Below are 20,164 nucleotides of genomic sequence, written 5' to 3' on the forward strand. Positions count from 1 at the left end.
GACCCGGCCCGCCGACGTGGTGTCGGCGGGCCGGGTCGTGTGTGCGGTGCGCGGGGCTCCGGGAGCCTCAGCCGCGCTTCGGGCGCTTGCGGCCGGCGGCCTTGCGGGCCGCCGGGTTGCCGGTGCGGGTCGAGCGGCGCTTCTCGAACTGGGCGCGGGCCTTCTCGTACTCGGTGCGGCGCAGCTTCTCGCCCGGGGCCTCGGTGAGCGAGCGGACGAAGTAGGCGAGGAGCGAGCCGATGAAGCCGATGGACTTCAGGCCGCGCAGGGCGTCCTCGCGGGACGGGTCCTGGGGGCGGGCGCCGAAGCTCTCCCAGGTCTTGCGGAACGCGATGGCGCTGCAGATCGAGAACATCGCGATGACCAGCATCCCGACGATCCCTCCGACCTCCGCGATCTCCAGCCCTTCGTAGGCGAAGCGCAGGACGAAGCAGGCGGCGACGGCGGCGGCCAGGGAGCCGACGGCGACGCCGGCGCGGCGGAGCCCGTAACCGCCGTCGTGGTCGACCCACGTCGTGCCGAAGAAACGGATCGGCTCGGGCTGCGGCCCCGGGGCCGTGGCGGTCGGGGTGCCGGGGGCTGCGCTGTTCTCGCTCACGGGGTCGATTATCCCCCGCCGCCCCCGGTACCCCGGGTGGTGCCGTCAGTCGCAGCGCGGTGCGACGTAGCCGTCACGTCCCGTGTAGACGTAGGCGTCCGCGACGAACTGGCCGTTGGCGATGTTGTCCCAGAGGTTCGACGTGCCGTACGGGCCGGTGACCCGCTCCCCCGGCTTCTGGCAGTAGATCGGGATCTTCTGCCCGTACGGCAGGGTCCGGACGATGCGGTAGCTGGTGCCCGGTCCGGTGCGGACGTTGACCCGGTAGCCCGGGGCGATCGGGTAGCGGGTGCCGGATGCGGTGGTCTCCACCGTGAGTTCCTCGGCCGCCGCCGGTTCCTGCGTGTGCTCTTCAACGCCCATATGGGCCTCCCCCGTTGAGATGTCCCGTACGCACCTGTACGTACGACGCGCAGGCTAGCAAGCACCGTGCCTCTCGCACGCACCATCGACTAGGCTCCGTGCGTCGCATGCGCACGAACACACGGGGGTGGGCGATGCCGCCGCTGCGAGAGCCCGGAGCGCATCCGGAAGCGGAGTTTCCGCAGTACGCCGGCGCCTACCGACTCGAAGCCTGTCTCGGCTCGGGCGGCATGGGGGTCGTGCATCTGGCGCGCTCGGCCTCGGGGATGCAGCTCGCGGTGAAGGTCGTGCACGCGCCGTATGCGGCGGATCCCGAGTTCAGGGCGCGGTTCCGGCAGGAGGTGGCGGCCGCGCGGCGGGTCAGCGGGGCGTTCACCGCGCCTGTCGTCGACGCCGATCCGGAGGCCGACCGGCCCTGGATGGCGACCCTCTACGTGCCCGGGCCCACGCTCGCCGAGCAGGTGAAGCGGAACGGTCCGTTGGCCCCCGCCGCGCTGCGCCGGCTGACCGCGGGGCTGGCCGAGGCGCTGCGGGACATCCACCGGGCGGGCGTGATCCACCGCGACCTCAAGCCGAGCAACGTGCTGCTGACCGACGGGGGCCCCAAGGTCATCGACTTCGGGATCTCGCGGCCGTACGACAGTGATCTGCGCACCGAGACCGGCAAGCTGATCGGGTCGCCGCCCTACATGGCCCCCGAGCAGTTCCAGCGGCCGCGGGAGGTGGGGCCGCCTGCCGATGTGTTCGCGCTGGGGGCCGTGATCGTCCACGCGGCGACGGGCCGGGGGCCGTTCGACTCGGACAGCCCGTACATCGTGGCGTATCAGGTGGTGCACGATCAGCCGGATCTGGGCGGGGTGCCCGAGGAGCTGGCCCCGCTGGTCGCCCGGTGCCTGGCGAAGGACCCGGCCGAGCGGCCGACGCCGGACGAGGTGATGGCGGCGCTGGGGCCCCCGTCGTACGAGGCCGAGGCGTTCGTACCGGCGCAGCGGCGGCGGGCGGTGTCGGTCGCGGCGGCGGTACCGGCCGTGCCCGAGGAGGAGCGGGACGGTTCGGAGGAGGACACGCATGTGCGGGCCGCGCCGCCGGTCCGCCGCCGGTGGCTGCCGCGGGCCCGGCTGGTCGTGGCGGCGGCGGTGCTTCTGCTGGTGGCGGGGGCGGGCGCGGGGGCGTACGCGGTGTGGGGCGGGGGCGGGGGCGGTACGGAGGCGAGCCCGCGCGGGTCGGAAGCGGAGGCGGGTGGGCCGAAGGCAGCGGGTGCCGTCGCTCCTTGGCGTACCGAGCTGCGGACCACCGGGAGCGCCACGCCCGTCTGTGCCGGAGCCGGGGGCGGGGGCGCGCTGTACTGCTCGGTGGCCGGGGCCGGCACGGTCCGGATCGATCCGGCGGACGGGCGCGTGGTGTGGACGGCCCGGTCCTCCTCGGACGAGGGCGCCCACGCTCCGATCGTCTCGGGTGCGGTCGTGCTGGCCGGCGGCCCGGACGGGAAGCTGCGCGCGTTCGACCCGGTGAAGGGGACCGCCGTCCGGGACACCTCGTCGTCCGCGGGCCCCGGGGCGGCGTTCCCGGCGGGCGACACCCTGCTGGCCGTCGCGGACGACGGGACGGTGACGGCGCTGGACGGGGCGAGCGGGGCGTCCCGCTGGAAGAAGCCGCTGGCGGGGCACGTGCGGCCGGATTTCGCGCTGTACGACGGTGGGTCCGGGCTCGCCTACGCCTTCGAGCACGCGCCCTCGGGTGCGTCGACCCTGGTCACGGCGGTGGACGCGGGGAGCGGGCGTGTCTCCTGGCAGCGGCGGCTGGACGGAGTGCTGACGCCCGTCTCCACTGCGGGGGCCGGGGAGCTGGTGCTGACCGCGATGGACGGGAACTCGGACACCGCCGAGCTGGTCCGGTACGCCCCCGCGTCCGGTGTCGCCGCCCGGATCGCGCTGCCCTTCACCCTGGACGGGCCGCAGGTGGTCATGGCGGGGGATGTCGCGTACCTGCTGGGGCGGGGCGGTTCGCTGCTGGCCGTCGACACGGGGGCGGGCGGTGGTGCGGGGGCGGAGCTGTGGCGGCTGGAGACGGGGGTCGGCCGGGCGTCCGCTCCGGTGCTCGGGGAGGGCGGGCACCTGTACTTCTCCGCGGCGGACGGGCGGTTGCTGGCGGTCGACACGGGGCGGGGGGCGCTGGTGGGGCAGACCCGGGCGCGGCTGAGCGGGGGGAAGCTGACGTATGCGTCGGATCTGCCTGCGCCGGTGGTGGCGGGGCGGATGGTGGTGGGGGCGGCGCCGGACGGGTCGGTCTTCGCCCTGGACGGGGCGGAGCCGGGGGGCTGGTGAGGGCCGCGCCGGAGTTTCGGGGCTCTGCCCCGGGCCCCGCTCCTCCATCGCCGGAGGGGCTTGAACGGGTTGCCCGGAGCCGCTGGGAAGGCGCTTGGACCGGGGAAAACGTCGGCGCCTCCGCTGACAGCGTCAGTCTGCGGAGGCGCCGGGCTGAAACGTCAGCCGAGCTTCGAGATGTCGCGGACCGCGCCCCGGTCCGCGCTCGTCGCCATCGCCGCGTAGGCACGCAGTGCGGCCGAGACCTTGCGGTCGCGGTTCTTCGGGGCGTACACGCCGTTCAGCGCCTCGCGGCGGGTGGCCAGTTCGGCGTCGTCGACGAGCAGCTCGATCGAGCGGTTCGGGATGTCGATGCGGATCCGGTCGCCGTCCTCGACGAGCGCGATCGTGCCGCCGGAGGCCGCCTCGGGCGAGGCGTGGCCGATGGACAGGCCCGACGTACCGCCGGAGAAGCGGCCGTCGGTGACCAGGGCGCAGACCTTGCCCAGGCCCCGGCCCTTGAGGAAGGAGGTGGGGTAGAGCATCTCCTGCATCCCGGGGCCGCCGCGCGGGCCCTCGTAGCGGATGACGACGACGTCGCCCGGCTCGATCTCCTTGCGGAGGATCTTGTCGACGGCCTCGTCCTGCGATTCGCAGACGACGGCGGGGCCCTCGAAGGTCCAGATCGACTCGTCGACGCCGGCCGTCTTCACGACGCACCCGTCCTCGGCGAGGTTGCCCTTGAGGACCGCGAGGCCGCCGTCCTTGGAGTAGGCGTGCTCGACGTCGCGGATGCAGCCGCCCGCCGCGTCCAGGTCGAGGGTGCCCCACCGCTCGGACTGCGAGAACGCGGTCGCGGAGCGGACGCAGCCGGGGGCGGCGTGCCACAGCTCGACGGCCTCGGGGGACGGGGAGCCGCCGCGGACGTCCCAGTCCTTCAGCCACTCGGCGAGGGTGTCGGAGTGCACCGAGTGGACGTCCTCGTTGAGCAGGCCGCCGCGGTGCAGTTCGCCGAGGAGGGCGGGGATGCCGCCGGCGCGGTGGACGTCCTCCATGTAGTACGTGCCGCCGGGGGCGACGTTGGGGGCGACCTTGGCGAGGCACGGGACGCGGCGCGAGACCTCGTTGATGTCTTCGAGGTCGTAGGCCAGCTCGGCCTCCTGGGCGGCGGCCAGCAGGTGCAGGATCGTGTTGGTCGAGCCGCCCATGGCGATGTCCAGCGCCATCGCGTTGTCGAACGCGGCGCGAGTGCCGATGGAGCGCGGCAGGACCGTCTCGTCGTCCTGCTCGTAGTAGCGCTTGGTGATCTCGACGACCGTGCGGCCGGCGGTCTCGTACAGCGCCTTGCGGGCGGTGTGCGTGGCGAGGACGGAGCCGTTGCCGGGGAGGGAGAGGCCGAGGGCCTCGGTCAGGCAGTTCATCGAGTTGGCGGTGAACATCCCCGAACAGCTGCCGCAGGTGGGGCAGGCGTTCTCCTCGATGCGGAGGATGTCCTCGTCGGAGATGGACTCGTCGACCGCGTCGCTGATCGCGTTGACGAGGTCGAGTTTTCGCACGGTCCCGTCGACGAGGGTGGCTTTGCCGGCCTCCATCGGGCCGCCGGAGACGAAGACCGTCGGGATGTTGAGGCGCATCGCGGCGTTCAGCATGCCGGGGGTGATCTTGTCGCAGTTGGAGATGCAGATCAGGGCGTCCGCGCAGTGCGCCTCGACCATGTACTCCACGGAGTCGGCGATCAGGTCGCGGGAGGGCAGGCTGTAGAGCATGCCGCCGTGGCCCATCGCGATGCCGTCGTCCACGGCGATGGTGTTGAACTCGCGCGGGACCGCGCCCGCCGCCTGGATCGCCTCGGAGACGATCCGGCCGACCGGGGCGAGGTGGGTGTGGCCGGGGACGAACTCGGTGAACGAGTTGGCGACGGCGATGATCGGCTTGCCGATGTCCGCGCTCGCTACGCCCGACGCGCGCATAAGGGCGCGCGCGCCCGCCATGTTGCGTCCGTGGGTGACCGTGCGGGACCTCAGCTCGGGCATCGTCGCTCGCTCCTTCAACAGAAAAGACTGTCCTTCGAGCGTACGCCCCGAATCCAAGATCTGGACAGGCCGTCCGGAATGCGGGACGCGGTGGTCGCTGGGTGGTCACTCGCCGCCGCGCCGCTTCAGCTCTCGCCCAAGTATCTCTGGAGCGTCGGCGCCACCATCGCGACGATCTCCTCCGGGTCGGCGGAGGCGAGCGGCTCGGCGCGGACCACGTAGCGGAGCATCGCGATGCCCAGCATGTGCGAGGCGGCCAGCTCGGCCCGGAGGGTCGGGTCCGGTACGTCCAGCTCGGCCGCGATCCGCTCCAGCAATCGGCGCAGCACGAAGTCGCGCAGGACGTTCGCGGCCGCCTCGTGGGTGACCGCCGAGCGCAGGATCGCCAGCAGGGGCGTTCGGGTGCCGGGGTCCTCCCACACGGAGAGGAAGAAGCGCGCCAGCCGCTCTCCCAGGCCGTCCGGAGCGCCGCCGAGCACGGCCGGGAGGACCAGGGCGGGTTCGAAGGTGACCTCGATGGCGGCCGCGAAGACCTCGTCCTTCGTACCGAAGTAGTGGTGGACGAGGGCCGCGTCGACCCCGGCGGCCTTGGCGATGCCCCGGATCGACGTCTTGTCGTAGCCGCGCTCGGCGAACTCCGTGCGCGCCGCCTCCAGGATGCGCGTACGGGCGTCGGGGCCCTCGGACGCGGCCTTGCGGGAGGGCCGGCCCCGGCGGCGCGGGGCGGGGGCGTCGTCGGTGGTGGGGGTCGGCTCGGGGTGCTCGGTCACGGGCGGAGGTCCGGCTCCTCGGTCACGGGCAGGGGATGGGATCCCTGGGTCACGGGCACGGGATCGGGCTCTTCGGCCACGGGCAGGGATCCGGTCCTCGCGGTCACGGGCGGTGGATCTTCGGGGACGGGTCGGGGGCGGCGACGGAGGTGGCCAGGTGGAGGCGGGTGAAGGCCAGCGCCTCCGCGAGATCGGCCTCGCGTTCGGCGGAGGACATCGCGCGCCGGGTGTTGACCTCGATGACGACATGGCCGTCGAAGCCCGTGCGGGCCAGCCGCTCCAGCAGCTCCGCGCACGGCTGGTCGCCCCGGCCGGGCACCAGGTGCTCGTCCTTGGCCGAGCCCTTGCCGTCGGCGAGGTGGACGTGCGCGAGCCGGTCACCCATCCGGTCCACCATGGCGAGCGCCTCGGTGCGGGCGGTCGCGGTGTGCGAGAGGTCGACCGTGAAATGCCGGTAGTCGTCGTTGGTGACGTCCCAGTCGGGGGCGTACGCGAGCATCTCGCGGTCCCGGTAGCGCCAGGGGTACATGTTCTCGACGGCGAACCGGACGTCCGTCTCGCCGGCCATCCGCCAGATCCCGGTCACGAAGTCGCGGGCGTAGGTGCGCTGCCACCGGAACGGCGGGTGCACGACGACGGTGGAGGCGCCGAGCTTCTCGGCGGCGGCCTTCGCCCGCTGGAGCTTGACCCAGGGATCGGTGGACCAGACGCGCTGGGTGATCAGGAGGCAGGGGGCGTGCACCGCGAGGATCGGGACCCGGTGGTAGTCGGAGAGCCGGCGCAGGGCGGCGATGTCCTGGCTGACGGGGTCGGTCCAGACCATGACCTCGACGCCGTCGTACCCCAGGCGCGCGGCGATCTCGAAGGCCGTCGCCGTGGACTCGGGGTAGACCGAGGCCGTCGACAGGGCGACCTTCGCATCGGGGATGCGCACCACTGGTTCTGCCACCTGGACAGCGTACGGGCAGTGATACGCCACTCCGAGTGCTCCTGGCCGAAAGTGATCAGGGCCATGGGGCCGTGACCGTACGTCACCGAAACGGTGCTTCCCGTACGGTCCCACCCCGCCTCATCCGGGCAGGGCAGCCCGTTCCGTCGGGAGGTGGTCGAGGCGGCGCAGGATCACGCCCTCGCGCAGGGCCCAGGGACAGATCTCCAGCTCCTCGACGCCGAACAGGTCCATCGCCCCCTCGGCGACCAGCGCCCCGGCGAGCAGCTGAGGGGCCCGGCCCTCGGAGACCCCGGGGAGCCGGCCGCGCTCCTCGACGGTCATCGCCGCCAGCTTGGGCACCCAGTCCTCCAGCGCCTTGCGGCTCAGCGAACGCTGGACGTACAGGCCCTCGGTGGAGCGGGCGGCTCCGGCGATCCGGGCGAGCTGCTTGAAGGTCTTGGAGGTGGCGACGACGTGGTCGGGGCGGCCGGCCCGGCTGAACTCGCCCACCGTCCGCGCGATGCTGGCCCGGACGTGCCGGCGCAGCGCCCTGACCTGCTCGGGGTCGGCCGGGTCGTCCGGCAGCCAGGCGCCGGTGAGGCGGCCCGCGCCGAGCGGCAGGGAGACGGCGGTGTCGGGCTCCTCGTCGATGCCGAAGGCGATCTCCAGGGAGCCGCCGCCGATGTCCAGGACGAGCAGCTTCCCCGCGGACCAGCCGAACCAGCGGCGGGCGGCCAGGAAGGTGAGCCGGGCCTCCTCCTCGCCGCTGAGGACGGCCAGGTCGACGCCGGTCTCGATCCGGACCCGCTCCAGCACCTGGTCCGCGTTGGTGGCCTCGCGCACCGCGGAGGTGGCGAACGGCAGCACGTCCTCGCACCCCTTGTCCTCGGCTGCCTGGACGGCGCCGGCGATCGTCGCGACGAGCCGGTCGATGCCGAGGGGGCCGATCGCGCCGGTCTCGTCGAGCAGTTCGGCGAGCCGGAGCTCGGCCTTGTGCGAGTGCGCGGGCAGCGGGCGGGCACCGGGGTGGGCGTCTACCACCAGCAGGTGAACCGTGTTCGATCCCACGTCGAGGACTCCGAGTCTCATAGGGGAACGCTACTGCGCCATCGGACTTACGCTGTCCGCGTGCCAAAGACGAAAAAGGCTAAGCAGGACAAAGCCACGAAGAAGCCGAAGTCGAACAAGCAGGCGTCACAGCCGGAGGCGAACGGACCGGACCCGTCCGACGAGAAAGGCCTCGACTTCGCGCGGGCCTGGGTGGAGTTCCCCGACCCGGCCGACGACGAACAGGTCTTCCGCTGCGATCTGACCTGGCTGACGTCCCGTTGGACCTGCATCTTCGGCAGCGGCTGCCAGGGCATCCAGGCGGGCCGCGCCGACGACGGCTGCTGCACGCTGGGCGCGCACTTCTCCGACGAGGACGACGAGAAGCGGGTCGCCGAGAACGTGGCACGGCTCACCCCGGAGCTGTGGCAGTTCCACGACGTCGGTACGGAGACGGGCTGGGTCGGCGTCGACGAGGACGGCGAGCGCCAGACGCGCCGCTGGGAGGGCTCCTGCATCTTCCAGAACCGGCCGGGGTTCCCGGCCGGGGCGGGCTGCTCGCTGCACATCCTGGCGCTGCGGGAGGGCAAGGAGCCCCTGGAGACCAAGCCGGACGTGTGCTGGCAGCTGCCGGTGCGGCGGACGTACGACTGGATCGACCGGCCCGACGACACCCGGGTGCTCCAGGTGACGATCGGGGAGTACGACCGCCGGGGCTGGGGCCCGGGCGGCCACGACCTGCACTGGTGGTGCACCTCGGCCACCTCGGCGCACGGGGCCGGTGACCCGGTGTACGTGTCCTACCGCCCGGAGCTGATCGAGCTGATGGGCAAGGAGGGCTACGACCGGCTGGTCGAGCTGTGCGAGGAGCGGCTGTCGTCGCTGCTGCCGATGGCCCCGCACCCGGCGGATCCGCCGCTGCCCGCCGCGAAGAAGAAGCGCTGACCGTCGGGGGTCCGGGGGCGTGGCGCCCCCGGACCCCGTCGTCTGCCCTCAGCCCGTCCTCCGTCCTCAGCCCGTCGGGGCCGGGTCGGTCGGGGGCGGGTCCGTGGGGCTCGGGTCGGTCGGGTCCGGTGTCGGCTCGGGCGGGTCCGTGGGGTCGGGCGGATCGGTCGGGTCCGGCGGGTCCGTGGGGTCGGTCGGGCCCGGCCCGGGGTCGGTGGGACCGGGGTCGGTCGGGCCCGGGTCCGTGGGGCCGGGGTCGGTGGGGCCGGGATCGGTCGGCCCGGGGTCCGTGGGGCCCGGGTCCGTGGGGCGGGGCGGTTCCGTGCCGGGGCGGGTGGGGCGCGGGCCGCCCGTGGTCGGGGCGGTGACCCCGTGGCCGTCGATGAGCACGGCGGAGCCCGAGGGGGTCAGCGAGATCCGGGCCCGCCACGGCCCGGCCGGCTGTGCGTCCCGGATCACCGAGACCGCGATCGTGGTGGTCTGCCCGGCCGCGAGCGTGCCCGACGTACGGCTGAGGCGCAGCCACCCGGCGTCGGTGGCCGCCGACCAGCCGACCGGTTCGCGGCCGGGGTTGGTCAGCGTGATCGTCGTGACGGCCCCGGAGGTCCGGGCCGTCACGGTCAGCCGGGCGTCGCCGTGCTGCGCGCCGCCGGTGCTGACCACCTCGGCGGTGACGTCCGGGACGCGGGCGCCGAAGCGGTCACCGGGGCGGCCGTGACCGGTGTTCTCGGGGTCGTACGGGTCGCCGCTCATCCCGCCGGCGCCGTCCACCTCCGTGGCGGTGACCGAGGTGCCGTCGTGGCCCTCGCCGGTCTGGGGCGCTCCCCGGTACGCGGCCCAGAGGGCGATCACGGGGGCGGCGACCACCGTCGCGACGACCGTGGTCGTCACGACCCGGGCGCGCAGCCGGTCCCGGCGGGCGGCCTGGTCCTTGGGGTCGAGCGGATAGCCGCTCCGGTCGAAGCGCGGGCCCGCGGCGCGGGAGCGGTGGGCCTGGGCCATAGCGACGTACACGGAGGGGCGGGGGGCCTCCACGAGGGGCAGGGCGGCGACCGGGGCCAAGGCCGCGCCGGGCCAGGGGCCCGCCGCGTCGGCGCGTTCGGCGGCGCGGCGGCAGCGGGGGCAGTCGTCGACATGCCGGACGAGCTCACGGCGCAGGGCGGCGGAGAGCAGCACCCGGTGGTCGCCGGTGAGCCGGGCCACGGTGGGGCAGTCGCCGCCCTCGACGACAGCGAGGGCGGCGCGGGTGCGCTCCACCTCGCAGGCCGCGGCGGCCAGCAGCTCCCGGGCGGTGGCCGCCTCCAGGCCGAGCACGGCGGCGACGGCGCGCGGGGGGAGGCGGTGGCGTACGGCCAGTTCGAGGGCTTCGCGCTGCTCCGGGGTGGTGCCCGCGGCCTCGGGCCAGGCGAGCGTGGCGAGCTCCCGGCGGCGGGCCTCGGCGGCCGGTGACTCGGCGGGGGCGGGGGTGGCGGCGTCCTCGGGGGTGGCGGGGGCGGTGGGCGAGGTCCGCGCGGGGGCGGTGGGCGCGGTGTGCTCCGGCGTGCGCCGGGCGGAGCGCGCCCCTTTACCCGTGCCGGTGCCGGTGGCGGTCGCAGCCTCGGTCCCTTTGCCGGTCCCCGTGGTTCCGGTCCCGTCGCGGGTCTCGGATGCCTTGGCCGTACAGGGTGGCTTGACCGGCCCCGGGTGGCGGCGGTGGGCCTGGCGGCCGCGCCTGCGCTCGGTGAGCGCCCGCAGGCAGGTCCACCGGGCCAGGGCGTACAGCCAGGATTTACGTTCCTCCTCGGACGCGGGACCCCGGGCGTCCTGCCGGTCCGCGATCGCCAGGACGGCGCCGAGCGCTTCGGTGGCCGCGTCGTGGTCGCAGAGCACGGAGAGGCAGTACGTGAAGAGGCCGTCGAGATACGGCTCGTAACGTGCGGGCGGTCGCTGTGCCGGGGCGTCGGTTCCTCGGCGGTGCGCCCGGTGTGCGCCGGTGGTGTGCGTCGGGGTCTCCAGCCTGCTGCTCGTCACCCGGCGACCGTAGGCAACGGAGCGCATGCCTCAAGTGCCCCCTGAGTACATTTAATCCTTACGGGTGAATGTATCCCTCGAAAGAGTTGTGAAAGCGGACAGAGATCCCGGATTCCGCCCGTAGTGCTCCGGAGTGCTTCCGTGCGCCCTGCGCGCGTCGCGGCGGTGCGCACCCATGGCCGGGGGCGGCGTTGTCGTACCCCACCTATACGGTGACGCCATGGCTGCCCGTACGAAATCCGCGAAGGACCGGCCGTCCTACCGCTGCACCGAATGCGGCTGGACCACCGCCAAATGGCTCGGCCGTTGCCCCGAGTGCCAGGCGTGGGGGACGGTCGAGGAGTTCGGCGGCGCCCCCGCCGTGCGCACCACCGCGGCGGGCCGGGTCTCCACGGCCGCGCTGCCCATCGGCCAGGTCGACAGCCGGACGGCCACGGCCCGCTCCACCGGCGTCGGCGAGCTGGACCGGGTGCTGGGCGGCGGGCTCGTGCCGGGCGCGGTCGTGCTGCTGGCGGGCGAGCCGGGCGTCGGCAAGTCGACGCTGCTGCTGGACGTGGCGGCCAAGGCGGCGAGCGACGACCACCGCACGCTCTATGTGACCGCCGAGGAGTCCGCGAGCCAGGTCCGGCTGCGGGCCGACCGGATCAAGGCGATCAACGACCACCTCTACCTCGCGGCGGAGACGGACCTGTCGGCGGTGCTCGGGCATCTGGACGCGGTGAAGCCGTCGCTGCTGATCCTGGACTCGGTGCAGACGGTCGCCTCGCCCGAGATCGACGGCGCGCCCGGCGGGATGGCCCAGGTCCGGGAGGTCGCCGGTGCGCTGATCCGAGCCTCCAAGGAGCGCGGGATGGCCACGCTGCTCGTCGGTCATGTCACGAAGGACGGCGCGATCGCCGGGCCCCGGCTGCTGGAGCACCTGGTGGACGTGGTGCTGTCCTTCGAAGGCGACCGGCACGCCCGGCTGCGGCTGGTGCGCGGCGTCAAGAACCGTTACGGGGCGACCGACGAGGTCGGCTGCTTCGAGCTGCACGACGAGGGCATCACGGGTCTCGCCGACCCCTCGGGCCTCTTCCTGACCCGCCGCGACGTCGCCGTGCCGGGCACCTGCCTCACCGTGACGCTGGAGGGCAAGCGGCCCCTGGTCGCCGAGGTGCAGGCGCTCACCGTCGACTCGCAGATCCCCTCGCCCCGGCGCACGACCTCCGGTCTGGAGACCTCCCGGGTCTCGATGATGCTCGCCGTGCTGGAGCAGCGGGGCCGGATCAGCGCGCTCGGCAAGCGGGACATCTACAGCGCGACGGTGGGCGGCGTGAAGCTCACCGAGCCCGCCGCCGACCTGGCGGTCGCGCTCGCGCTGGCCAGCGCGGCCAGCGACACCCCGCTCCCGAAGAACCTGGTCGCGATCGGCGAGGTGGGGCTCGCGGGCGAGGTCAGAAGGGTCACCGGGGTGCAGCGGAGGCTGGCCGAGGCACACCGTCTGGGCTTCACCCACGCCCTCGTGCCGACCGACCCGGGACGGGTTCCGGCCGGTATGAAGGTCACGGAAGTCGCCGACATGGGCGACGCCCTGCGGGTCCTCCCGCGCCGCTCTCGCCAGGAGGCACCACAGGAGGACAACGCGCGCCGGTAGACTTTGCCCTGGTCTCGCCCGCCCGTGGACACGGCATGGGGGACGCAAGGGCACCGCAAACCTGTGACCGGAGGAGTGCAGTGGCAGCCAACGACCGGGCGACGACGCCCGGAAAGTCCGGCCAAGGCACCGGTAACGAGGCGCTGATGCGCGCCTCGCTGAGCGCGGTCGCGCCCGGTATGGCCCTGCGGGACGGCCTGGAGCGCATTCTCCGCGGCAATACCGGTGGCCTGATCGTGCTGGGCATGGACCGGACCGTCGAGTCGATGTGCACCGGCGGATTCGTGCTGGACGTGGAGTTCACGGCGACGCGCCTGCGCGAGCTGTGCAAGCTCGACGGGGCGCTGATCCTCGACAAGGACATGACCAAGATCCTGCGGGCCGGGGTGCAGCTGGTCCCGGACGCCTCGATCCCCACGGAGGAGACGGGCACCCGGCACCGTACGGCGGACCGGGTCTCCAAGGCGTGCGGCTTCCCCGTCGTCTCGGTCTCCCAGTCGATGCGGCTGATCGCGGTGTACGTGGACGGGGAGCGGCGGGTCCTGGAGGAGTCCTCCGCGATCCTGTCCCGGGCCAATCAGGCGCTCGCGACGCTGGAGCGGTACAAGCTCCGCCTCGACGAGGTCGCGGGCACGCTGTCCGCGCTGGAGATCGAGGACCTGGTCACCGTCCGGGACGTGACGGCGGTGGCGCAGCGCCTGGAGATGGTGCGGCGGATCGCGACGGAGATCGCGGAGTACGTGGTCGAGCTCGGCACCGACGGACGGCTGCTCTCCCTCCAGCTGGACGAGCTGATCGCGGGGGTGGAGCCGGAGCGGGAGCTGGTGGTCCGGGATTACGTCCCCGAGCCGACGGCGAAACGGTCGCGCACGGTGGCGGAGGCGCTGACCGAGCTGGACTCCCTGAGCCACACGGAGCTGCTGGAGCTGCCGGTGGTGGCGCGGGCGCTGGGCTACAGCGGCTCACCGGAGACCCTGGACTCGGCGGTGTCCCCGCGGGGCTTCCGGCTGCTGGCGAAGGTGCCGCGGCTGCCGGGGACGATCATCGAGCGGCTGGTGGAGCACTTCGGTGGTCTGCAGAAGCTGCTGGCCGCCAGTGTGGACGATCTCCAGACGGTGGACGGGGTGGGCGAGGCGCGGGCGCGGAGTGTCCGTGAGGGGCTGTCGCGCCTGGCGGAGTCGTCGATCCTGGAACGCTACGTCTGACCCTTCAAGCCCGTCCGGCGACTCTCCCAGCTCGTCCGGCGTTTGAGGACGGGGCCCTGCGCAGCGTCCAGCCCGCCAGGCGCTTGGGGGCTGAGCCCCGACCACCTCCAGCCCGTCCGGCGTGTGAGGACGGAACCCTGCTGCCCGGTGGGCGGTGGCTTCACGGGCTGGCCCGGACCTCTTGGCGCATCGCTCGTCCACCTGAACGGTTCCGTGCTCAAACGCCGGACAGGCTGGTTTTGGGCTCGCCCAGGCTTGTGAGTGCATCGCTCGTCCACCCGGACGGTTCCGTCCTCAAGCGCCGGACGGGCTGGTTTTGGGCTCGCCCAGGCCCGTGGGCTCAGCGCCCGACCGCGTGAACGGTTCCGTCCCCAAACGCCGGACGGGCTTGAATCGCCGCCCGACGGGCTTGGGTGGCCGGCCGACCCGCGAAAGGGTCAGTCCTTCGCCAGGACGAACGACGCTCGCTGGACCGGCTCGCCCGGCGCCTTCGCCTCCAGGAGGTACGTTCCCGGGCCCGCCTTGCCCGAAGGCGGCGTCGCGCAGCCCGGCGCGGACAGGGTGCGGTTCCAGTCCACCGCGTGGATCACCGTCGCCCCCGCCGGCACCTTCAGGAAAAGCGGGCCCCCCGCAGCGGGGCAGTCCTTCGAGGACCAGATCGGGTCGTCGTCCTCGCCCCCCGCCTCCGTCACCGTGAGCACCGCGCTCTTCGGGCCGAAGTCCGCCTTGCACGTGCTCGACGACGTGTTCTTCGCGATCAGCTCGAACTTCGGCTTGTCGTCGGGGCCGTAGCTGACCTTCGTCCGCAGGCTCAACTGCACCGCCGCGGGCTTGCACTCGGGGAGCGGGGACCCGGCCGGAACCTGCTGGCCCGCACTGCCGCCGCCACCCGAACCGCCCGTACCCGCAGCCGCACCTGACGGGTCGCCAGCGCCCGCACCCGTAACGCCTGTTGACGCTCCGTCGCCCGAACCGCCCGAGGACTCACCCGAGCCGCCCGAACCGCCGCCGCCGCCCTCGTCGTCCGACTCGTCGCGGCCGCCCGGCTGTTGGCTGATCGCGGGGCCGGAGCTGCCCGGGCCGGGGGTGATCGACTCGACCGGGTCGGAGCCGCCGGGCTTGGCGTCGTCCCGGCCGCCGCCACCGCCGCCGCCGGACGTCACCGCCCAGGCGATCAGCACGGCGAGCAGCGCAACCAGAAGTCCCGCCACCGCCCTTCGGCGCCAGTAGATGCTGGAGGGAAGCGGACCGACCGGATTGCGCATAGATCCCACAAGGCCGAACTCTACGAGAGATCCGGACCGAGTCCGGCCCCACCCGCCGCTCCGCTCACAAGTTTTGCCGATCATCATCACGGGACGAGGGCCGCGAGCCGGTCACAGGGGACAGAACGGGTGGCGTTGTCACCCCCTGGGCCCGCCGCGCGGGCCGACACCCCCGCGTCCGTGACGCCCGCCCCGCCTTCCGTGCCAGGATCGTCAGTGCCATGACTGCCATGACTTCCACTTCACCCCAGACGCCCCCCGCCGCCGCCTCCCTCCACACCCCCGTCATCGGGTGGTTCGAGCAGCACGCCCGCGATCTGCCCTGGCGCCGCCCCGAAGCGGGCGCCTGGGGCGTGATGGTCAGCGAGTTCATGCTGCAGCAGACCCCGGTGAGCCGGGTCCTGCCGGTGTACGAGCAGTGGCTCGCCCGCTGGCCCCGCCCCGCCGACCTGGCCGCCGAGGCGCCCGGTGAGGCGGTCCGTGCCTGGGGCCGGCTCGGCTACCCGCGCCGCGCGCTGCGCCTGCACGGGGCCGCGCAGGCGATAACGGAACGGCACGGCGGCGATGTGCCGAGCGAGCACGCCCAGCTGCTGGCGCTGCCCGGGATCGGCGAGTACACGGCGGCGGCCGTGGCCTCGTTCGCGTACGGACAGCGGCACGCGGTGCTCGACACGAACGTCCGCCGGGTGTTCGCCCGCGCCGCGACCGGGGTCCAGTACCCGCCGAACGCGACGACGGCCGCCGAGCGCAAGCTCGCCCGGGCGCTGCTGCCGGACGAGGACGAGCGGGCGGCGAAGTGGGCGGCGGCCACGATGGAGCTGGGCGCCCTCGTGTGCACCGCGCGCAACGAGGACTGCGACCGGTGCCCGATCGCCTCGCGGTGTGCCTGGCGGCTGGCCGGGAAGCCCGCGCACGAGGGTCCGCCGCGCAAGGGCCAGACGTACGCCGGTACCGACCGCCAGGTGCGCGGGCGGCTGCTGGCGGTGTTGCGGGACGCGGTGAACCCCGTACCGCAGGCCGCGCTGGACGCGGTGTGGGACGAGCCGGTGCAGCGGGCCCGGGCGCTGGACGGGCTGGTGGCGGACGGTCTCGTCGAGCCGCTGGCCGACGGCCGGTACCGGCTGCCGATGACCTGATCCCGCCGCCGCTCCCGGGGCCCGGCTCCGCCCTGTCGCACCACCGGGTTCCGGGGCCCGGCCCCGCTGTTACACAACCGATGGGCAGCCGTGCACCGGCCTACGGCTGCTCCGCACATCGCCGTGACAACGCCTCCGTAGCGTCTCCGACAGCAGTGACCACGGGGATTCATCGGGGACGGAGGCGGTTGTCATGGCGCAGGGCGAGGTGCTCGCGTTCGAGGACTACGTACGCACACGGCAGGACGCGCTGCTGCGCAGCGCGCGTCGTCTGGTCCCCGACCCCGTCGATGCCCAGGACCTCCTGCAGACCGCCCTGGTGCGCACGTACGGCCGCTGGGACGGCATCGCCGACAAGTCGCTGGCCGACGCCTATCTCCGCCGCGTCATGATCAACACCCGTACGGAGTGGTGGCGGGCGCGCAAGCTCGAAGAGGTCCCGACCGAGCAGCTGCCCGACGCGAGCGTCGACGACGGCAGCGAGCAGCGCGCCGACCGCGCCCTGCTGATGGACATCCTGGGGATTCTGGCTCCGAAGCAGCGCAGCGTCGTCGTGCTGCGACACTGGGAGCAGATGAGCACGGAGGAGACGGCCGCGGCGCTCGGCATGTCGGCCGGTACGGTCAAGAGCACGCTGCACCGGGCCCTGGCGCGGCTGCGTCAGGAGCTGGAGAGCCGCGAGCTGGACAGCCGCGAGGCGGTCGCCCGGGAGCACCGCGGCCACCGGGGTGTGGCGCCGGCCGCCTCCGGCCGTGTCCCCGCCCAGCGGTCGCCGCTGACGTCGGTGCCGGGGACGAAGGCACACACACCGGCGCAGCGGAACGGGCGTCACGACGAGCGGGGGATGGAGCGGTGCGCGGCCTGAGCGGCAGCAGCAGCGGTGGGGGTGGCGGCCTCGGGGACGGCGACGGGCCGGGGAGACCGGTCCGGAGACCGCGCCTCCGGGGCGGTATGGCGGCGGGTGGCACGGCCTTGGCCGGACTCGTCGCCTTCGGACTGTTCAGCGTCGGCTGCTCGACGGGCGGCACCGGCACCCGGGACGAGGGTCCCGCCGGCAGTCAGCCGGTCGCCCAGATCACCCAGCAGCCCAGCCCGTCCGGCACGACCCCGCCCGTGCGGCGGGTCGACGCCGTACGGCTCCTCAAGAGCGACCCCAAGGTGGGCGAGCGGGTCCGGGAAGGGCTCAAGCCCTGTGCGGGCAAGGCCTACCCGGTCGACACGTCCTACGGGTCGATGACCGGCGGCCGGACCGCCGACGTGGTGGTCAACGTGATGAGCTGCGCCGACTCGGTGAGCGTCGGAACGTATGTGTACCGGGCGGACGACGACGGCTCGTACAAGAACGTCTTCGCCGCCGAGGTGCCCGCCGTCTACGGAACGATCGACCGGGGCGATCTGGTGGTGACGACCCAGGTCTACGGTTCGAAGGATCCGCTGGCGTCCCCGTCCGGCTCGGAGGTGGTCACCTACCGTTGGGCGAGCGACCGCTTCACCGAGCACGACCGGGTGCACAACGACTTCAGCCGGGCCGTCGAGGGCACGGACGGCGATCTGCCCGTGCAGTCGGAACCGGTGGCACCGGATCCGGCGGACGAACCGGCGCAGCCGGGCAGGAACTGACACCGGGCAGGAACGGAAAGCGAGAAGCAGCCCCATGGCCGAGACCCACGTCCTCTTCGTCGAGGACGACGACGTCATCCGCGAGGCGACCCAGCTCGCCCTGGAGCGGGTCGGCTTCACGGTCACCGCGATGCCCGACGGGCTCTCCGGTCTGGAGGCGTTCCGCGCCGACCGGCCGGACATCGCCCTGCTCGACGTGATGGTGCCGGGTCTGGACGGGGTCAGCCTGTGCCGCCGCATCCGGGACGAGTCGACCGTCCCCGTGATCATGCTCTCCGCGCGGGCCGACTCGATCGACGTGGTGCTCGGCCTGGAGGCCGGCGCCGACGACTACGTGACCAAGCCCTTCGACGGGGCGGTCCTGGTCGCCCGCATCCGGGCGGTGCTGCGCCGCTTCGGCCACGCGGCCGGGCCGGACGGCGCGGGGCCGGGCGGTACGGAGGCGGCGGACGAGGCGCTCGGCGGCGTGCTGGTCTTCGGCGACCTGGAGGTCGACACGGACGGTATGGAGGTGCGGCGCGCCGGGGAGCAGGTGGCGCTGACGCCCACCGAGATGCGGCTGCTGCTGGAGTTCTCGTCCGCGCCGGGCACGGTCCTGTCCCGGGACCGGCTCCTGGAGCGGGTCTGGGACTACGGCTGGGGCGGGGACACCCGGGTCGTGGACGTCCATGTGCAGCGGCTGCGCACCAAGATCGGCCAGGACCGGATCGACACGGTCCGCGGCTTCGGCTACAAGCTGCGCGGATGAGACGGGCACGGGTGGAGCGGCCGGGGCAGGCACGGGTGGAGCGGCCGGGGCAGGCACGGGTGGAGCGGCCGGAACGGGCCCAGGTAGAGCAGCCGGGGCAGGCACGGGTGGAGCGGCCGGGGCGGACACAGATGGAGCGGCCGGTGGTGGGCCCATGAAGCGGCTGGCCCTGCGGACCGGTGTCCGCTGGAAGATCAGCATCGCCATCGCGGCGGTCGGCGCGCTCATCGCGGTGGCGCTGAGCCTGGTGGTGCACAACGCGGCCCGCGTCTCGATGATCGAGAACGCCCGCGAGGTGCAGTTGGAGCGGCTGCTCGGCGCGCAGCGCTTCTACGAGGCGACGAGCATGCAGAAGGGCGGCCCGAAGTTCGGGGCGAAGCTCAACGACCCGACGATGCCGCAGAGCCTGCGCGACGAGGTCCGCAAGAACCGCCGGGCCACCCATGTCGAGCAGGGGGCCGACGGGATCCCCGAGGTCTGGGCGGCGGTGCCGCTGGCCGGCGGGGACGTGCTGTCGCTGCACACCCGGTTCGCGGACCGCTCGGCCACGATCATGGACGATCTGGACCGGGCCCTGATCATCGGCTCGGTCTCGGTGGTCTTCGGCGGCTGCGCGCTCGGGGTGCTCATCGGCGGCCAGCTCTCGCGCCGGCTGCGCAAGGCGGCTGCCGCGGCGGGCCGGGTCGCCCAGGGGCAGACGGACGTCCGGGTCAGGGAGGCGGTCGGCGGGGTCGTCCGCGACGAGACGGACGAGCTGGCGCGGGCGGTCGACGCGCTGACCGACGCGCTGAACGAGCGGATCGAGGCGGAGCGCCGGGTCACCGCGGACATCGCCCATGAGCTGCGTACCCCGGTGACCGGGCTGCTCACGGCGGCCGAGCTGCTGCCGCCGGGCCGCCCCACCGAGCTGGTGCGGGACCGGGCCCAGGCGATGCGGACGCTGGTCGAGGACGTGCTGGAGGTGGCCCGCCTGGACAGTGCCTCGGAGCGGGCGGAGCTGCAGGAGCTGCCGCTCGGGGAGTTCGTCAGCCGGCGGATCGCTCTGCTGGACCCCGATGTGACCGTGCGGGTGATCCATGAGTCGTGGGTCTCCACCGATCCGCGCCGGCTGGAGCGCATCCTCGGCAATCTGCTCGGGAACGCCGCCAAGCACGGCTCCACCCCGGTGGAGGTCTCGGTCGAGGGCCGGGTGGTCCGGGTCCGCGACCACGGTCCGGGGTTCCCGGAGGAGCTGCTGCGGGACGGGCCGAGCCGGTTCCGTACCGGCAGCGTGGACCGGGCCGGGCACGGGCACGGGCTCGGGCTGACGATCGCGGCGGGCCAGGCGCGGGTGCTCGGGGCCCGGCTGACCTTCCGCAACGCGGCGCCCTCGGGTGCGGCGGAGGGCACGGGCGGGGCGATCGCGGTGCTGTGGCTGCCGGAGCACGCGCCGACGGTGACGGGCAGCTTCCCGGTGCTGCGGACGGCGGACCAGCGGCAGCCTTCGGACTGACCGGCAGCCCTAGGACCGGGCGGCAGCCTTCGGACTGACCGGCAGCCCTAGGACCGGGCGGCAGC

At 73.7% G+C, this 20,164-nt stretch carries 17 protein-coding genes; 9 read left to right on the forward strand and 8 right to left on the reverse strand.

The window, feature by feature from the left end:
* Window positions 1–67: 67 nt before the first annotated feature.
* Window positions 68–598, reverse strand: a complete 531-nt coding sequence (locus WQO_RS14895) for a hypothetical protein (RefSeq protein ID WP_010063787.1) — start codon at window positions 596–598, stop codon at window positions 68–70.
* A gap of 45 nt (window positions 599–643) precedes the next feature.
* Window positions 644–961, reverse strand: a complete 318-nt coding sequence (locus WQO_RS14900) for an SH3 domain-containing protein (RefSeq protein WP_010063786.1) — start codon at window positions 959–961, stop codon at window positions 644–646.
* A 134-nt stretch (window positions 962–1,095) separates the two neighbouring features.
* On the opposite strand from WQO_RS14900, the gene WQO_RS14905 reads away from it, so the two are divergent.
* Window positions 1,096–3,285: a protein kinase domain-containing protein gene (locus WQO_RS14905; RefSeq protein ID WP_010063785.1), complete on the forward strand. Its 2,190-nt coding sequence runs from the start codon at window positions 1,096–1,098 to the stop codon at window positions 3,283–3,285.
* Window positions 3,286–3,446: 161 nt separating this feature from the next.
* Here the strand turns inward: WQO_RS14905 and ilvD are convergent, their stop codons facing one another.
* The 4 genes from ilvD to WQO_RS14925 all read right to left on the reverse strand — a co-directional run bounded on the left by ilvD (window position 3,447) and on the right by WQO_RS14925 (window position 8,087).
* Entirely contained in the window at window positions 3,447–5,297 is a 1,851-nt protein-coding gene (ilvD, locus tag WQO_RS14910) for a dihydroxy-acid dehydratase (protein WP_010063783.1), read from the reverse strand.
* Window positions 5,298–5,422: 125 nt separating this feature from the next.
* The gene (locus WQO_RS14915; protein ID WP_010063782.1) at window positions 5,423–6,067 is read right to left on the reverse strand and encodes a TetR/AcrR family transcriptional regulator; all 645 of its coding nucleotides are present in this window, start codon (window positions 6,065–6,067) and stop codon (window positions 5,423–5,425) included.
* A gap of 103 nt (window positions 6,068–6,170) precedes the next feature.
* Window positions 6,171–7,004, reverse strand: a complete 834-nt coding sequence (locus WQO_RS14920) for a sugar phosphate isomerase/epimerase family protein (protein WP_010063781.1) — start codon at window positions 7,002–7,004, stop codon at window positions 6,171–6,173.
* A gap of 132 nt (window positions 7,005–7,136) precedes the next feature.
* The gene (locus tag WQO_RS14925) at window positions 7,137–8,087 is read right to left on the reverse strand and encodes a Ppx/GppA family phosphatase (RefSeq protein WP_010063780.1); all 951 of its coding nucleotides are present in this window, start codon (window positions 8,085–8,087) and stop codon (window positions 7,137–7,139) included.
* A 39-nt stretch (window positions 8,088–8,126) separates the two neighbouring features.
* Here WQO_RS14925 and WQO_RS14930 point away from each other — a divergent pair, with 39 nt between their 5' ends.
* Window positions 8,127–8,990 carry a DUF3109 family protein gene (locus WQO_RS14930; RefSeq protein WP_010063779.1) on the forward strand — a complete coding sequence of 288 codons (864 nt, stop codon included), beginning with the start codon at window positions 8,127–8,129 and terminating at the stop codon, window positions 8,988–8,990.
* Window positions 8,991–9,056: 66 nt separating this feature from the next.
* Here the strand turns inward: WQO_RS14930 and WQO_RS14935 are convergent, their stop codons facing one another.
* Window positions 9,057–11,000, reverse strand: coding sequence for a BACON domain-containing protein (locus tag WQO_RS14935; protein ID WP_032749204.1), 1,944 nt, complete (start codon window positions 10,998–11,000; stop codon window positions 9,057–9,059).
* A 220-nt stretch (window positions 11,001–11,220) separates the two neighbouring features.
* Between WQO_RS14935 and radA the strand changes: the two genes are divergently transcribed.
* On the forward strand, window positions 11,221–12,633 hold the full coding sequence (radA, locus tag WQO_RS14940; RefSeq protein ID WP_010063777.1) for a DNA repair protein RadA: 1,413 nt from the start codon (window positions 11,221–11,223) through the stop codon (window positions 12,631–12,633).
* Between the two features lie 80 nt (window positions 12,634–12,713).
* Window positions 12,714–13,838 (forward strand): DNA integrity scanning diadenylate cyclase DisA, encoded by a 1,125-nt coding sequence (disA, locus tag WQO_RS14945; protein WP_010063775.1) that lies wholly within the window; start codon window positions 12,714–12,716, stop codon window positions 13,836–13,838.
* Window positions 13,839–14,275: 437 nt separating this feature from the next.
* On the opposite strand, the gene WQO_RS14950 is transcribed toward disA, so the two are convergent.
* Entirely contained in the window at window positions 14,276–15,019 is a 744-nt protein-coding gene (locus tag WQO_RS14950; protein ID WP_029182644.1) for a hypothetical protein, read from the reverse strand.
* A 305-nt stretch (window positions 15,020–15,324) separates the two neighbouring features.
* On the opposite strand from WQO_RS14950, the gene WQO_RS14955 reads away from it, so the two are divergent.
* The 5 genes from WQO_RS14955 to cseC all read left to right on the forward strand — a co-directional run bounded on the left by WQO_RS14955 (window position 15,325) and on the right by cseC (window position 20,099).
* Window positions 15,325–16,239 (forward strand): HhH-GPD family protein, encoded by a 915-nt coding sequence (locus WQO_RS14955; protein WP_058953993.1) that lies wholly within the window; start codon window positions 15,325–15,327, stop codon window positions 16,237–16,239.
* 193 nt (window positions 16,240–16,432) lie between these two features.
* Window positions 16,433–17,104 carry a SigE family RNA polymerase sigma factor gene (locus WQO_RS14960; RefSeq protein ID WP_010063771.1) on the forward strand — a complete coding sequence of 224 codons (672 nt, stop codon included), beginning with the start codon at window positions 16,433–16,435 and terminating at the stop codon, window positions 17,102–17,104.
* An 86-nt stretch (window positions 17,105–17,190) separates the two neighbouring features.
* On the forward strand, window positions 17,191–17,859 hold the full coding sequence (locus WQO_RS14965; RefSeq protein WP_010063770.1) for a hypothetical protein: 669 nt from the start codon (window positions 17,191–17,193) through the stop codon (window positions 17,857–17,859).
* Window positions 17,860–17,893: 34 nt separating this feature from the next.
* Complete coding sequence (cseB, locus tag WQO_RS14970) at window positions 17,894–18,607, forward strand: two-component system response regulator CseB (protein WP_010063767.1); 714 nt, start codon at window positions 17,894–17,896, stop codon at window positions 18,605–18,607.
* Window positions 18,608–18,761: 154 nt separating this feature from the next.
* Window positions 18,762–20,099 carry a two-component system sensor histidine kinase CseC gene (cseC, locus tag WQO_RS14975; RefSeq protein WP_010063766.1) on the forward strand — a complete coding sequence of 446 codons (1,338 nt, stop codon included), beginning with the start codon at window positions 18,762–18,764 and terminating at the stop codon, window positions 20,097–20,099.
* The last annotated feature ends 65 nt before the right edge of the window (window positions 20,100–20,164 follow it).

This window comes from Streptomyces globisporus C-1027 (genome assembly GCF_000261345.2).
Classification (GTDB): domain Bacteria; phylum Actinomycetota; class Actinomycetes; order Streptomycetales; family Streptomycetaceae; genus Streptomyces; species Streptomyces pakalii.